This is a genomic window from Klebsiella sp. PK18 (genome assembly GCF_057784655.1).
In genome coordinates this window covers 3596675-3610475 of sequence record NZ_CM173493.1, presented here as the reverse complement: position 1 = coordinate 3610475, position 13801 = coordinate 3596675, and the positions used below count along the sequence as shown (strand labels likewise).

12 protein-coding genes are annotated in these 13801 nt (G+C 57.5%); 8 read left to right on the top strand and 4 right to left on the bottom strand.

Features of this window, described 5'->3' with window-relative positions:
- Positions 1 to 8 precede the first annotated feature (8 nt).
- The 3 genes from ssuD to ssuE are packed head-to-tail and all read right to left on the bottom strand — an operon-like array spanning position 9 to position 2681.
- The gene (ssuD, locus tag AC3EMD_RS17730; RefSeq protein ID WP_008805878.1) at positions 9 to 1154 is read right to left on the bottom strand and encodes an FMNH2-dependent alkanesulfonate monooxygenase; all 1146 of its coding nucleotides are present in this window, start codon (positions 1152 to 1154) and stop codon (positions 9 to 11) included.
- The gene (locus AC3EMD_RS17725; RefSeq protein WP_012542306.1) at positions 1151 to 2113 is read right to left on the bottom strand and encodes a sulfonate ABC transporter substrate-binding protein; all 963 of its coding nucleotides are present in this window, start codon (positions 2111 to 2113) and stop codon (positions 1151 to 1153) included. Before AC3EMD_RS17725 ends, ssuD begins: the two co-directional genes overlap by 4 nt.
- Positions 2106 to 2681, bottom strand: a complete 576-nt coding sequence (ssuE, locus tag AC3EMD_RS17720; RefSeq protein ID WP_008805880.1) for an NADPH-dependent FMN reductase — start codon at positions 2679 to 2681, stop codon at positions 2106 to 2108. The genes AC3EMD_RS17725 and ssuE overlap by 8 nt, the downstream gene beginning before the upstream one ends.
- Positions 2682 to 2929: 248 nt before the next feature.
- On the opposite strand from ssuE, the gene pyrD reads away from it, so the two are divergent.
- Entirely contained in the window at positions 2930 to 3940 is a 1011-nt protein-coding gene (pyrD, locus tag AC3EMD_RS17715; RefSeq protein WP_002898303.1) for a quinone-dependent dihydroorotate dehydrogenase, read from the top strand.
- 169 nt (positions 3941 to 4109) lie between these two features.
- A complete protein-coding gene (zapC, locus tag AC3EMD_RS17710; RefSeq protein WP_012542305.1) occupies positions 4110 to 4652 on the top strand; it encodes a cell division protein ZapC in 543 nt (180 codons plus the stop codon).
- Here zapC and AC3EMD_RS17705 read toward each other — a convergent pair.
- The gene (locus AC3EMD_RS17705) at positions 4649 to 5758 is read right to left on the bottom strand and encodes a YcbX family protein (protein ID WP_048964873.1); all 1110 of its coding nucleotides are present in this window, start codon (positions 5756 to 5758) and stop codon (positions 4649 to 4651) included. The two genes, zapC and AC3EMD_RS17705, sit on opposite strands and share 4 nt — an antisense overlap.
- 99 nt (positions 5759 to 5857) lie before the next feature.
- Between AC3EMD_RS17705 and rlmKL the strand changes: the two genes are divergently transcribed.
- The 6 genes from rlmKL to rmf all read left to right on the top strand — a co-directional run bounded on the left by rlmKL (position 5858) and on the right by rmf (position 13778).
- A complete protein-coding gene (rlmKL, locus tag AC3EMD_RS17700; protein ID WP_032729884.1) occupies positions 5858 to 7963 on the top strand; it encodes a bifunctional 23S rRNA (guanine(2069)-N(7))-methyltransferase RlmK/23S rRNA (guanine(2445)-N(2))-methyltransferase RlmL in 2106 nt (701 codons plus the stop codon).
- Positions 7964 to 7975: 12 nt separating this feature from the next.
- Positions 7976 to 9883, top strand: a complete 1908-nt coding sequence (locus AC3EMD_RS17695; RefSeq protein WP_012542303.1) for an ABC transporter ATP-binding protein — start codon at positions 7976 to 7978, stop codon at positions 9881 to 9883.
- Positions 9884 to 9897: 14 nt separating this feature from the next.
- Entirely contained in the window at positions 9898 to 11166 is a 1269-nt protein-coding gene (pqiA, locus tag AC3EMD_RS17690; protein ID WP_012542302.1) for a membrane integrity-associated transporter subunit PqiA, read from the top strand.
- Positions 11156 to 12793 (top strand): intermembrane transport protein PqiB, encoded by a 1638-nt coding sequence (pqiB, locus tag AC3EMD_RS17685; RefSeq protein WP_008805887.1) that lies wholly within the window; start codon positions 11156 to 11158, stop codon positions 12791 to 12793. Before pqiA ends, pqiB begins: the two co-directional genes overlap by 11 nt.
- Positions 12793 to 13356: a membrane integrity-associated transporter subunit PqiC gene (gene pqiC / locus AC3EMD_RS17680; RefSeq protein WP_008805888.1), complete on the top strand. Its 564-nt coding sequence runs from the start codon at positions 12793 to 12795 to the stop codon at positions 13354 to 13356. The genes pqiB and pqiC overlap by 1 nt, the downstream gene beginning before the upstream one ends.
- 254 nt (positions 13357 to 13610) lie before the next feature.
- The gene (rmf, locus tag AC3EMD_RS17675) at positions 13611 to 13778 is read left to right on the top strand and encodes a ribosome modulation factor (RefSeq protein WP_002898396.1); all 168 of its coding nucleotides are present in this window, start codon (positions 13611 to 13613) and stop codon (positions 13776 to 13778) included.
- Positions 13779 to 13801 lie beyond the last annotated feature (23 nt).

Sequence of the window (13801 nt, the reverse complement as noted above, 5' to 3'; positions counted from 1 at the left end):
GTGTCTCCTCAGCTTTGCGCCACTTTACGCGGGATAAACTCGTTGGCGACCGCTTCCCCCTGCAGGCGCAGGTTTTGCGGCTGCGGGATAGACGGCACGGCGACGTCGAGCAGGGGGAACAACAGCTCGCCGACCCGATACGCCTCTTCCAGATGCGGATAGCCGGAGAAGATAAAGCTATCAATACCCAGCGCAGCGTATTCATTGATTCGTTCGGCAACGGTGGCGGCATCGCCCACCAGCGCAGTACCGGCGCCGCCGCGCGCTAAGCCGACGCCGGCCCACAGGTTGGGGCTGATCTCGAGCTGATCGCGTCGACCGTTGTGCAGCGCAGCCATTCGCTTTTGACCGACGGAGTCGGTTCTGGCGAAGGCCGCCTGGGCGCGGGCGATCGTTTCATCATCAAGGTGGGAGATAAGGCTGTCCGCCGCCTGCCAGGCTTCCTCGTTGGTTTCCCGCACGATCACGTGCAGACGGATGCCAAAACGCACCCGGCGCCCATGCCGGGCCGCTTTCTCCCGGACCTGAGCAATCTTCTCTGCCACCTGCTTCGGCGGTTCACCCCAGGTGAGATAGAGATCGACCTGCTCGGCGGCCAGATCCTGCGCGACGTCAGACGATCCGCCGAAATAGAGCGGTGGACGGGGCTGCTGGAGCGGCGGGAACAGCAGCTTAGCGTCGCGAACGCGCTGATGCTTGCCGTTAAAGGTGACGGTTTCTCCCTCCATCAGCTTGCGCCAGATGTGGGTAAATTCAGCTGAGGCCTCATAGCGCTCGGTGTGGTCGAGGAAGACGCCGTCGCCGGCCAGCTCGGCGGGATCGCTGCCGGTGACCAGATTGAACAGCGCCCGGCCGTTTGACAGTCGGTCCAGGGTCGCCGCCTGGCGGGCGGCTACCGTCGGCGACACCACGCTAGGCCTGAGGGCGACAAGAAATTTCAGCCGCTGCGTCACCGGGATCATCGAGGCCGCAACCAGCCAGGCATCTTCACATGAGCGTCCGGTCGGGATCAGCACGCCGGTGAACCCCAGCCGATCCGCCGTCTGCGCGATTTGCTGCAGATAGCCGTAATCGACCGGACGGGCGCCCTCTTCGGTGCCCAGATAACGACCATCACCATGGGTCGGTAAAAACCAGAACATATTCAGACTCATGATTTCGCTCCTTGTGCGGCGGCGGGCTGCCAGATACGGGCCCGGATATCAACTTTTTTCGGCACCAGCTTGTTCTCATAGAACAGGTCGGCCGTCTGCTGCTGGCGAGCGGCGGTTTCGGCACTCACCGGGGTTACTGAGGTGGGGGGACGATGGTCCAGATAGCTGGCGATCACCGCTTCCGGTAATCCCATCGTTTTCGCCAGCAGCGTAATGCTTTGCGCGCGCTGGCTATGGGTCAGGGCATCGGCCTGAGTAAAGGTATCGAGTACGCCTTCAATGAAAGCGCCATTGCGTTCAGCGTAGGGGCGGGAAGCAAGATAGAACGATCCCGTCTGTTTCAGATCGGTTCCGTCAGTGAGTACCCGGGCGCCGCCCTGCAGCAGCGCGGCGGAGTAGTACGGATCCCAGATGGCCCAGGCGTCGACATTACCCTGCTGGAAGGCGGCGCGCGCATCGGCGGGGGCAAGGTAAACCGGCTGAATATCGCTAAATTTCAGGCCCGCCAGCTGCAGGGCGCGCAGCAGCAGATTGTGGGAGCTGGAACCTTTCTGGAAAGCGACCTTTTTCCCTTTTAATTCGGCAACGTTGTGAATAGGACTGCCTTGCGCCACCAGGATGACTTCCGCTTTCGGCTTGGGCGGCTCCGAACCGATATAGACCAGATCGGCGCCCGCCGCCTGAGCAAAGATAGGCGGAATGTCGCCAGTACTGCCGATGTCAATGCTGCCGACGTTCAGCGCCTCCAGCATCTGCGGACCGGCCGGGAATTCAATCCACGAGATATGGGTGCCCGGATAGCGCTGCTCCAGCAGCTGATGGCTCTTCGCCAGCACCATGCTGACGCTGCCTTTCTGATAACCAATGCGCAGGGCATCGGGCGCCGCCGGGGCGGCGTGGCCCAGCGCGGAGAACAACAGCAGTCCGCCGAGGGTCAGCGCGCGGAGAGGATTAAACATGTTCCACCCCACGCAGAGACGTTAACGACGGGGCGCGGCTGCTGGGACGATGCAGCGCCTGCCAGAAGGTCTCCAGGGACTCATCCAGGCGCCGCTGCAGGTTAGGGGTGAACTGCGGCTTATGCTGGTAATCCGTGACCTGGCTGTCATCGGCGAAGACGCCATGGAGGATCTCCTGGGCCTTCAGGGCATTCAGGACGGGTTTCAGAGCGTAGTCCACCGCCAGCATGTGGGCGATGGTGCCGCCAGTGGCCAGCGGTAGCACGATTTTGCCCTCCAGCGCGCGCTCAGGAAGCAGATCGAGCAGGGTTTTCAGGGCGCCGGAAAACGAGGCTTTATACACCGGCGTGGCGATAATCAGACCGTCGGCCCCGGCCAGTTGCTCATTGAGCGTTTGTAGCGCCGGGTTGTCAAAGCGAGCGTACAGGAGGTCTTCCGGGGCAAAGTTCTGCAGATGCCAGTGGCAGACTTCGATATCGGCGGCGGTGAGCGTCTCTCTGGCATATTCCAGCAGGGCGCTGGAACGGGAAGGGTAACGCGGGCTGCCCGCAAGCGTAATGACGCGCATCTCTCTCTCCTTATAACTAAATGTTTGCATTTATCTATAATTGATAACATTTGCAGTGAGTGTGACAGAGCACCATTATTTCCCTAAATGATTTATCCACCGTTAGATAGCCGAAAAGCGCATAACGGCGCGGGGAGAGGTAATCGTTTGCGCTGATGGGTGATTTTTTGTCGCAGGTCAATTCCCTTTCAGCTGCGGATCGCACATAATACGCCCCCGGTTTGCACACCGGGAATCCAGGAGAGTTCATGTACTACCCCTTCGTTCGTAAAGCCCTTTTTCAGCTCGATCCTGAGCGCGCTCATGAAGTTACCTTTCAACAATTACGCCGTGTCACCGGGACGCCGCTGGAAATGCTGGTTCGCCAGAAGGTACCGGCCAGGCCCGTTACCTGCATGGGGCTGACCTTTAAAAATCCGCTGGGTCTGGCGGCCGGGCTGGATAAAAATGGGGAATGCATTGACGCGCTGGGCGCGATGGGTTTTGGTTCGATTGAGATCGGCACCGTCACCCCGCGTCCGCAGCCGGGCAACGATAAACCGAGGATCTTCCGTCTGGTGGATGCCGAGGGGTTGATCAACCGCATGGGCTTTAATAACCATGGCGTTGATAACCTGGTTGAGAACGTGAAAAAGGCGCATTTTGACGGCGTGCTGGGCATCAATATCGGCAAAAATAAAGATACGCCGGTGGAGCACGGTAAAGATGATTACCTGATTTGTATGGAAAAAGTCTATCCTTACGCCGGGTATATCGCCATTAATATCTCCTCACCGAATACCCCGGGGCTGCGTACGCTGCAATACGGTGAAGCGCTCGATGATTTACTCTCCGGTATTAAAAATAAGCAGCTTGAGCTGCAGCAAAAGCATCAGAAATATGTTCCGGTCGCCGTGAAGATCGCGCCGGATCTTTTACCAGAGGAATTGATCCAGGTTGCCGATAGCCTCGTGCGTCATAATATTGATGGGGTAATTGCAACCAATACCACCCTCGATCGTTCTCTGGTTCAGGGAATGAAACATTGTGATGAGACCGGTGGGCTTAGCGGTCGTCCATTACAATTAAAGAGCACTGAAATTATCCGTATGCTCTCCGCTGAGCTGAATGGTCGTTTGCCTATCATCGGCGTGGGCGGTATTGATTCGGTGATTGCTGCGCGAGAAAAGATAGCCGCCGGAGCATCGTTGGTGCAGATCTATTCCGGATTTATTTTTAAAGGTCCGCCGCTGATTAAAGAAATTGTTACCCACATCTAATCTTTTCCTCCGCTGAAACCCACCCAGGGCTTTATTTCCGGCCCTGGTTGTTTTATATTCCCTCACTGTTGCTTATTTAAACATTTTAGACTTTTCTTAATTTTAGAAAATATTCTGCGGCAAGTCGCAACAACTTTGCAGAGGCGTATGAAAGGGGACAGGGGGAAAAATGCGCATTAAACCTGACGATAACTGGCGTTGGTATTACGATGAAGAGCATGACCGCATGATGCTCGATTTGGCCAATGGCATGTTATTTCGCTCGCGCTTCGCCCGGCGAATGCTGACCCCGGATGCCTTTGCGCCGTCGGGATTCTGCGTCGATGACGCCGCGCTCTATTTCTCCTTTGAAGAAAAATGTCGCGATCTCGAACTGTCGAAAGAACAGCGAGCGGAATTAGTCCTCAATGCGTTAACCGCGATCCGTTTTCTCAAACCGCAGATGCCGAAAAGCTGGCACTTTATCGCTCATCCCCACCAGTGGCAGCCGAGCGGCGGCGACGCCGCCTGCGTCTGGCTGAGCGATACCGGGGAGCAGGTGAATTTGCTGGTGGTGGAGCCGGGAGATAACGCCGCGCTTTGTCTGCTGGCCCAGCCGGGTCTCACCCTTGCCGGGCGCGTGATGCAGTTAGGCGACGTTATTAAAATCATGAACGACAGGCTGCAGCCGGCGCAGAGCGCGGTCAGCTACAGCCTGGGACAGGCGGTTTAAGGCGCCAGGCGCAGCGCCGTTTTCGGTACGCAGCTGCAGGCGAGAATGGTGCCGTCCCCGGCGACCGCATTTTTCTTTAACGCGCTGACTTCGCCCTCTTCCAGCCGAATGCGGCAGCTGCCGCAGATCCCTGCCCGACACGAATAGGGTACGCGAATGCCCTGTTGCTCCAGTTGCTCCAGCAGCACCTGCTGGTTATTCCCGCTAAACTGTTGACCCTGCCATTCGATGGCAACCGTAGCTTGCTGCTGCGCTTCCGGGGCCGGAGTATCGTCGCTCTCGCCGGCGCCGTAGGCTTTCGCCGGGCCGCGGGCGAGGATTTCGACTTCATCACCCACCCGGATCACCCCGCTGTTGCGGGCAATCAGGTTCTGGCCAAAATCGACATCGCTATTGTCCAGCGCAGTACGAAAACGCTTTAAGGTTTCCAGCGGCTCCCCGGTGGGATGCTTCTGCCCGCGCTCTGGACTGACGGTGGTAAAAATGCAGCGGCTGCATGGCTTAGCGACGTCAAACACCACTTCGCCGACGCGGATCACTTTCCAGCTATCTTCATCCCAGGCGGCCGCGCCGGTGACCACGAGGTTAGGACGAAACTGTTCTATGCTTACGCTGGCCGGGCAGCGTTGCTGCAGATCGCGCAGCGAGGCCTCGTTAGCCAGCAGGTACGGGTAGCCGTCGGCGAAGGAGAGCGGTACCGCATCGTGGCGCTTCACCCGGCGGGTTAACTGCGGCCCCAGCCAGCGCAGCTGGACATCGCGCTTGAAAAAGCCGCTGAGCCACTGGTTAACGGCGGCGGGTGCGATAAGGGCGGTGAAATGGTTGCCCCAGACTTCGGTGGGCTCGGCCTGCAGGGCGAAATCGCTAAAACGCACCACGGCGCTGCTGCCGTCCGGCGCGGTCAGGTGAAGGCCATCATGCAGCGGCGCCGGAATAAATTTTACCATTTGCGGAAACTGGCGGGCGGTAATAAAGGTCCCGTCGGTTTCGGTGACCATAAACAGGCGATCGAAGGCCAGGCCGCTGATATCAGCAAAGGCGTGGGTCAGGCCCATGCCGCGCATGGATTTAACGGGATGAATAAAAAGTCGCGAGAGCGTTACCATACGCTGCCTCCGGGTTCCAAAAATAAGCCTATAACTTTATGACATAGGGCACATATTGGCTATAATGCGCACCAATTTTCTTTAAGTAAAAGTGACGATATGAATTCTCTGTTTGCCAGTACGGCTCGTGGGCTGGAAGAGCTGTTAAAAACTGAACTGGAAGGACTTGGCGCGACGGACTGCCAGGTCGTCCAGGGCGGGGTCCATTTTCAGGGGGATACGCGCCTGCTGTATCAAAGCCTGATGTGGAGCCGGCTGGCTTCGCGCATCATGCTGCCGCTGGGCGAGTGTCGCGTATACAGCGATCTGGATCTGTACCTCGGCGTACAGGCCATTCCGTGGACGGAGATGTTTAACCCTGGCGCCACCTTCGCGGTACATTTTAGCGGCCTCAATGACGAGATCCGCAACAGCCAGTATGGCGCATTAAAAGTCAAAGACGCCATCGTCGACAGCTTCACGCGTAAAAACCTGCCGCGCCCGAATGTCGATCGTGAGTCGCCCGATCTGCGGATCAACGTCTGGCTGAACAAAGAGACGGCGCATATCTCCCTGGATCTGAGCGGGGAAGGGTTGCATCTGCGCGGCTACCGCGATGGTACCGGTATGGCGCCGATCAAAGAAAACCTCGCGGCGGCGATCGTCATGCGCTCTGGTTGGGTACCGGGTACGCCGCTGCTCGATCCGATGTGCGGCTCCGGTACCCTGCTGATTGAAGCGGCGATGCTGGCGACCGATCGTGCGCCGGGTCTGCACCGCGGCCACTGGGGCTTTGGCGGTTGGGCGCAGCACGATGACGCTATCTGGAAAGAGGTGAAGGCGGAAGCGCAAACCCGCGCCCGCCAGGGGCTGGCGGCCTATGGGTCGCGCTTCTATGGCTCTGACGTCGACGAGCGCGTCATTGAGCGCGCGCGCCGCAACGCCCGCCGGGCCGGCATCGGCGAGCTGATCGATTTTGCAGTCAAAGACGTCGCCCAACTGAATAATCCGCTACCGAAAGGCCCGTACGGCACCGTGATCAGCAACCCGCCGTACGGCGAGCGTCTGGAAAGCGAGCCGGCGCTGATCGCTCTGCACAGCCTGCTGGGCCGGATCATGAAAAACCAGTTCGGCGGCTGGAACCTGTCGGTGTTCAGCGCCTCGCCGGAACTGCTGAGCTGCCTGCAGCTGCGTGCCGATAAACAGTTCAAAGCGAAGAACGGCCCGCTGGACTGCGTACAGAAAAACTATCACCTGGCGGAAAGCGAAGGCGGCAAGCCGGCGATGCTGGCGGAAGATTTTGCCAACCGTCTGCGTAAGAATCTGAAGAAATTTGAAAAGTGGGCCCGTCAGGAAGGCATTGAATGCTATCGCCTGTACGATGCCGATCTGCCGGAATATAACGTGGCGATCGATCGCTACGGTGACTGGGTGGTGGTCCAGGAGTATGCGCCGCCGAAAACCGTTGATGCGCACAAAGCGCGCCAGCGTCTGTTTGATATTATCGCGGCGACCATCGCCGTGCTGGAAATCGCCCCCAACAAGCTGGTGCTGAAGACCCGCGAGCGGCAAAAGGGTAAAAACCAGTATCAGAAGATGGCGGAGAAGGGCGACTTTATCGAGGTGCAGGAGTACAACGCGCGCCTGTGGGTTAACCTCACCGACTACCTCGATACCGGTCTGTTCCTCGACCACCGTATCGCCCGTCGTATGCTCGGCCAGATGAGCAAGGGTAAGGATTTCCTTAACCTGTTCTCCTATACCGGCAGCGCCAGCGTCCACGCCGGTCTGGGCGGCGCGCGCTCTACGACCACGGTGGATATGTCGCGTACCTATCTGGAGTGGGCGGAGCGCAACCTGCGTCTCAATGGCCTGACCGGTCGTGCGCATCGCCTGATGCAGGCTGACGTGCTGGGCTGGCTGCGGGAAAGCACCGAGCAGTTCGATCTGATCTTTATCGATCCGCCGACTTTCTCTAACTCCAAACGAATGGAAGATGCCTTTGACGTGCAGCGCGATCATATTCGCCTGATGACCGATCTGAAACGTCTGCTGCGTAAAGGCGGCACCATTATGTTCTCGAACAACAAACGCGGTTTCCGTATGGATCATGACGGGCTGGCGGCGCTTGGCCTGAAGGCGCAAGAGATTTCGCAAAAAACGCTGTCGCAGGATTTTGCCCGCAACCGTCAGATCCACAACTGCTGGCTGATTACTGCAGCCTGAAAGGAATAAAGAATGTCACTGATTAGTATGCACGGCGCCTGGCTTTCATTCAGCGATGCGCCGCTGCTGGATAATGCTGAACTGCATATCGAAGATAACGAACGCGTCTGTCTGGTTGGGCGCAACGGCGCCGGTAAATCGACCCTGATGAAGATCCTTAACCGTGAACAGGGGCTGGATGACGGGCGTATTATTTATGAACAGGATCTGATCGTCGCGCGTCTGCAGCAGGATCCGCCGCGCAACGTTGCCGGTACGGTGTACGATTTCGTCGCCGAAGGGATCGCCGAACAGGCCGCTTACCTGAAGGCCTACCATGATGTTTCGCATCAGGTGATGACCGACCCGAGCGACAAAAATTTAAATGAACTGGCCCGTCTGCAGGAACAGTTGGATAACCTGGGCCTGTGGCAGCTGGATAGCCGCATCAATGAAGTGATCGAGCAGCTTGGTCTTAACGCCGACGCGCAGCTGGCTTCGCTTTCCGGCGGCTGGTTGCGTAAAGCGGCGCTGGGCCGTGCCCTGGTCAGCGGGCCGCGCGTGCTGTTGCTGGATGAACCGACGAACCACCTCGATATCGAAACTATCGACTGGCTGGAAGGGTTCCTGAAAAGCTTTAAAGGCACCATTATCTTTATTTCGCACGACCGCTCCTTCATCCGCAACATGGCGACGCGCATCGTCGATCTCGATCGCGGCAAGCTGGTGACCTATCCGGGCAATTACGATCAGTATCTGCTGGATAAAGAAGAAGCGCTGCGGGTTGAAGAGCTGCAGAATGCTGAATTCGACCGCAAGCTGGCCCAGGAAGAGGTGTGGATCCGCCAGGGGATTAAAGCGCGTCGTACCCGCAACGAAGGCCGCGTTCGCGCCCTGAAAGCGATGCGTCGCGAGCGCGGCGAGCGCCGGGAAGTGATGGGCAGTGCGAAGATGCAGGTGGAAGAGGCTTCGCGCTCCGGCAAAATCGTTTTCGAAATGGAGAACGTCAACTATCAGGTTGACGGCAAAGTGCTGGTGAAAGATTTCTCCGCGCAAATCCAGCGCGGCGATAAGATTGCCCTGATCGGCCCCAATGGCTGCGGGAAAACCACGCTGCTGAAGCTGATGCTTGGCCAGTTGCAGGCCGACAGCGGGCGGATCCACGTTGGCACCAAGCTGGAAGTCGCCTACTTCGACCAGCACCGTGCAGAGCTGGATCCGGACCGGACGGTGATGGATAACCTCGCCGAAGGTAAGCAAGAGGTGATGGTTAACGGTAAGCCGCGGCACGTGCTGGGCTATCTGCAGGACTTCCTGTTCCATCCGAAACGGGCGATGACGCCAGTCCGCGCGCTGTCCGGCGGGGAGCGTAACCGCCTGCTGCTGGCGCGACTGTTCCTGAAACCCAGTAACTTATTGATTCTCGATGAACCGACAAACGACCTTGATGTTGAAACGCTGGAGCTGCTGGAAGAGCTGATCGATGGCTATCAGGGCACCGTGATGCTGGTCAGCCACGATCGTCAGTTTGTCGACAATACCGTGACCGAGTGCTGGATCTTCGAAGGCGGCGGCCATATTGGTCAGTACGTCGGCGGTTATCACGACGCCCGTGGTCAGCAGGCCCAGTCTTTGGCGCAAAAGCAGACGATCGTTAAAAAAACGACGGAAGTCGCTCAGCCAAAAGCAGAAACTGTCAAACGCGGCGGGAACAAACTAAGCTATAACCTGCAGCGCGAGCTGGAGCAACTGCCGCAGAAGCTGGAAACGCTTGAGGCCGAACTGCAAACGCTGCAGGAGCAGGTAGCCGATCCTGACTTCTTTGGCCAATCGCACGATCGTACGCAGCAAGTGCTGGCGCAGCTGGCCGAAGCGGAGCAGGCGCTGGAAGCCGCCTTTGAACGCTGGGAATATCTCGAAGGATTAAAGAACGGCGCCTGAGCCGAGGAGTTGTCATGTGCGATCACCATCATGCTGCGCGACATATTTTATGTCCCCAATGTGATTTGCTGGTGGCTTTGCCGCAGCTTGAGCATCGCCAGAAAGCCGCCTGCCCGCGCTGCGGTACAACGTTAACCACCACGTGGGACGCGCCTCGCCAGCGTCCCACGGCTTACGCGCTGGTCGCGCTGTTTATGCTGCTGCTGGCCAACCTCTTTCCTTTTATCTATATGAAAGTGGGTGGCATCAGCAGCGAAATAGCGCTGCTGGAAATTCCCAACGTGCTGTTTACCGAGGATTACGCCAGCCTCGGCACCTTCTTTTTACTCTTTGTACAACTGGTACCGGCCTTTTGTCTGGTCACCATTTTGCTGCTGGTCAATCGGGTCAGGATGCCCGCTGGGCTGAAGGCGTTTCTGGCGCGCATTTTGTTTCACCTCAAGACCTGGGGCATGGCGGAGATCTTTCTTGCCGGCGTGCTGGTGAGCTTCGTCAAACTGATGGCCTACGGCGATATCGGCATCGGCCTGAGCTTTATTCCCTGGTGCATGTTTTGCCTGCTGCAGTTACGCACCTTCCAGTGCGTCGACCGCCGCTGGCTATGGGATGATATTGCCCCTATGCCGGCGATTACCCAGCCGCTGAAGGTCGGGGTAGCCGGGATCCGCCAGGGGCTGCGCTCCTGCGGCTGCTGCACGGCGGTGTTACCGGCCGACCAGACCGTCTGCCCGCGCTGTCACAGCAAAGGGACGGCGCGGCGTAAAAATAGCCTGCAGTGGACGCTGGCGCTGCTGGTGACCTCATTTATTCTCTATCTTCCCGCCAATATTATGCCGATCATGATCACCGATCTGCTGGGCGATAAAATGCCGTCGACCATTATGGCCGGGGTGGTGTTACTGTGGAGCGAGGGCTCCTATCCGGTGGCGCTGGTGATCTTTATCGCCAGTATTATGGTGCCGACGCTGAAGATGATCGCTATCGCCTGGCTGTGCTGGAATGCTAACGGCAACGGCGCGCGCGATTCGGAACGCATGCATCTGATTTATGAAGTGGTGGAATTTGTTGGCCGCTGGTCAATGATTGACGTTTTTGTCATCGCCGTGCTCTCTGCGCTGGTGCGCATGGGAGGGTTGATGAATATCTATCCCGCCATCGGCGCGGTCATGTTTGCGCTGGTGGTGGTGATGACCATGTTTTCAGCGATGACGTTTGATCCCCGTTTACTGTGGGATCGTGAGCCAGATTCAAGCCATGAGGAAATACAACAACATGGAAAATAAGAGCGGAGAAGCGAAAGTGCAGAAGGTGAAGAACTGGTCACCGGTGTGGATCTTCCCTATCGTCACTGCGCTGATCGGAGCGTGGATCCTGTTTTATCATTACAGCCATCAGGGACCAGAGGTCACGCTGATCACCACTAACGCGGAAGGCATTGAAGGGGGAAAAACCCGGATCAAGAGCCGCAGCGTGGATGTTGGGGTGGTAGAGAGCGCGACGCTGACCGACGATTTAACCCACGTGGAAATCAAAGCTCGCCTCAATTCCGGCATGCAGAAATTACTGCATAACGATTCCGTCTTCTGGGTGGTGAAACCGCAGGTAGGGCGCGAGGGGATCAGTGGTCTCGGGACATTATTGTCCGGGGCCTATATTGAACTGCAGCCGGGGTCGAAAGGTTCGGTGCCGGCGCAGTATCCGCTGCTGGATTCTCCGCCGCTGGCCTCGCCGGATGCCAAGGGGATCCGGATTTTGCTGGAAAGCAGCAAGGCAGGCCAGCTGTCGCCAGGCGACCCGGTGCTGTTCCGCGGCTATCGCGTGGGGTCGGTGGAAACCAGCACCTTTGATGCGCAGAAACGTCATATCACTTATCAGTTGTTCATCAATGCGCCTAATGACCGCCTGGTGACCACTAACGTTCGCTTCTGGAAGGACAGCGGGATCGCCGTTGATTTGACCGCGGCGGGGATGCGCGTCGAGATGGGCTCGTTGTCGACGCTGTTTGGCGGCGGGGTGAGCTTCGATATTCCGGAAGGACTGGACCTCGGCGAGCCGGTGGCGAACAAAACGGAATATCACCTGTTTGACGATCAGAAGAGCATCCAGGATTCGGTCTTTACCGAGCATATCGATTACGTGATGTTCTTCAAAGACTCGGTTCGTGGCCTGCAGCCCGGCGCGCCGGTGGAGTTCCGCGGCATCCGTCTGGGAACCGTCGGCAAAGTGCCGTTCTTTATTCCTGGGCTGAAGCAGCGTTTGAACGATGACTATCGCATTCCGGTGGAAGTGCGGGTTGAACCGCAGCGTCTGGTCAATCAGCTCGGCGGCGATCCGAATATTCGCGCTCACATTGACGATCTGATCAACCGCGGACTGCGCGGCTCGCTGAAAACCGGTAACCTGGTGACCGGCGCGCTGTATATCGATCTCGACTTCTATCCGAAAGCGCCGCCGCGTGGGAAAATTCAGGAGTTTAACGGCTATCCGATTATCCCGACCATTAGCGGTGGACTGGCGCAGATCCAGCAGCGTCTGATGGATGCGCTGGATAAAATCAATAACCTGCCGCTCAATCCGCTACTGGAACAGGCAACCAGTACGCTGGCGCAAAGCGAGAAGACCATGCAGCATGTACAGACCACGCTGGATAGTCTGAATAAGATCACCTCCAGTCAGTCGATGCAGCAGCTACCTGCCGATATGCAGACGACGCTGCGCGAGCTGAACCGCAGCATGCAGGGCTTCCAGCCGGGCTCCGCGGCCTACAATAAGATGGTGGCCGATATGCAGCGTCTGGATCAGGTGCTGCGTGAGCTGCAGCCGGTTCTGAAAACGCTCAATGATAAGAGCAATGCGCTGGTATTTGAGGCGAAGGATAAAAAAGACCCACAGCCGAAGGGAGCGAAATAATGAAAAAATGGTTACTGGTGGCAGCCGTTTGCGTGATGACGGCGTGCAGTAGCGGCGGTGAGAGCAAAACATATTACCAGTTGCCGGTGGTGCAAGGCGGCGCGCAGAGCGCCGCCAGCCAGGGGGCACGTCTGCTGTGGGTTGAGCAGGTCAGCATCCCGGATTATCTGGCGGGCAATGGAGTGGTCTATCAAACCACCGATGTGCAGTATGTAATCGCCAATAATAATCTGTGGGCCAGCCCGCTGGACCAGCAGCTGCGTACTACGCTGGTGGCAAACCTCAGCCAGCAGTTGCCGGGCTGGGTAGTGTCGTCCCAACCCTTGGGCAGCGAGCAGGATACGCTCAATGTGGCGGTAAATGGCTTTCACGGGCGCTACGACGGGCGGGTTATCGTCAGCGGCGAGTGGCTATTGAAGCATCAGGGACAGCTGATTAAGCGCCCGTTTAACATCGTGCTCAAGCAGCAGCAGGATGGCTATGACGCGATGGTGAAGACCCTGGCCCAGGCGTGGAGCCAGGAGGCGGTGGCCATTGCCGGCGAGCTTAACCGTCTGCCATAAGTAAATTTCATAAAAGTGATATGCCGCGTGGTTCATCTGAGCCGCGCGGCATTTTTTTTTGCCAGGTCAGTTTGTTACCGAGCGCTGCGCCGAATGAACAAAAAATGAACTCTTATATAGGTCACAAATATGACACTGGCGTGAATTTTGCGCATTGACGTTGTCTTCATTTCGCGGTATTCGTAACCCGTGGCTGCACAATTTGCGACCACTGTTTTCTTTTCCACCAGATCAAAGAATGAGGGAAACGAGGCATGAAGAGACAAAAACGAGATCGCCTGGAACGGGCACATCAACGTGGATATCAAGCGGGTATCGCGGGGAGATCGAAAGAAATGTGTCCATACCAGAGCTTGAATCAACGCTCATGGTGGCTGGGAGGCTGGCGAGAAGCCATGGAGGACAGGGTACTAACGGCCTGACACTGTCTCTTTAAAAAAGAAGC

What these genes read in the sequence shown, in the direction of transcription:
- ssuE (WP_008805880.1), bottom strand. Translation starts at nt 2,681, where the DNA reads ATGCGCGTCATTACGCTTGCGGGCAGCCCGCGTTACCCTTCCCGTTCC.
- AC3EMD_RS17725 (WP_012542306.1), bottom strand. Translation starts at nt 2,113, where the DNA reads ATGTTTAATCCTCTCCGCGCGCTGACCCTCGGCGGACTGCTGTTGTTC.
- pqiB (WP_008805887.1), top strand. Translation starts at nt 11,156, where the DNA reads ATGGAAAATAAGAGCGGAGAAGCGAAAGTGCAGAAGGTGAAGAACTGG.
- AC3EMD_RS17705 (WP_048964873.1), bottom strand. Translation starts at nt 5,758, where the DNA reads ATGGTAACGCTCTCGCGACTTTTTATTCATCCCGTTAAATCCATGCGC.
- rlmKL (WP_032729884.1), top strand. Translation starts at nt 5,858, where the DNA reads ATGAATTCTCTGTTTGCCAGTACGGCTCGTGGGCTGGAAGAGCTGTTA.
- AC3EMD_RS17695 (WP_012542303.1), top strand. Translation starts at nt 7,976, where the DNA reads ATGTCACTGATTAGTATGCACGGCGCCTGGCTTTCATTCAGCGATGCG.
- pqiA (WP_012542302.1), top strand. Translation starts at nt 9,898, where the DNA reads ATGTGCGATCACCATCATGCTGCGCGACATATTTTATGTCCCCAATGT.
- ssuD (WP_008805878.1), bottom strand. Translation starts at nt 1,154, where the DNA reads ATGAGTCTGAATATGTTCTGGTTTTTACCGACCCATGGTGATGGTCGT.
- pyrD (WP_002898303.1), top strand. Translation starts at nt 2,930, where the DNA reads ATGTACTACCCCTTCGTTCGTAAAGCCCTTTTTCAGCTCGATCCTGAG.
- rmf (WP_002898396.1), top strand. Translation starts at nt 13,611, where the DNA reads ATGAAGAGACAAAAACGAGATCGCCTGGAACGGGCACATCAACGTGGA.
- zapC (WP_012542305.1), top strand. Translation starts at nt 4,110, where the DNA reads ATGCGCATTAAACCTGACGATAACTGGCGTTGGTATTACGATGAAGAG.
- pqiC (WP_008805888.1), top strand. Translation starts at nt 12,793, where the DNA reads ATGAAAAAATGGTTACTGGTGGCAGCCGTTTGCGTGATGACGGCGTGC.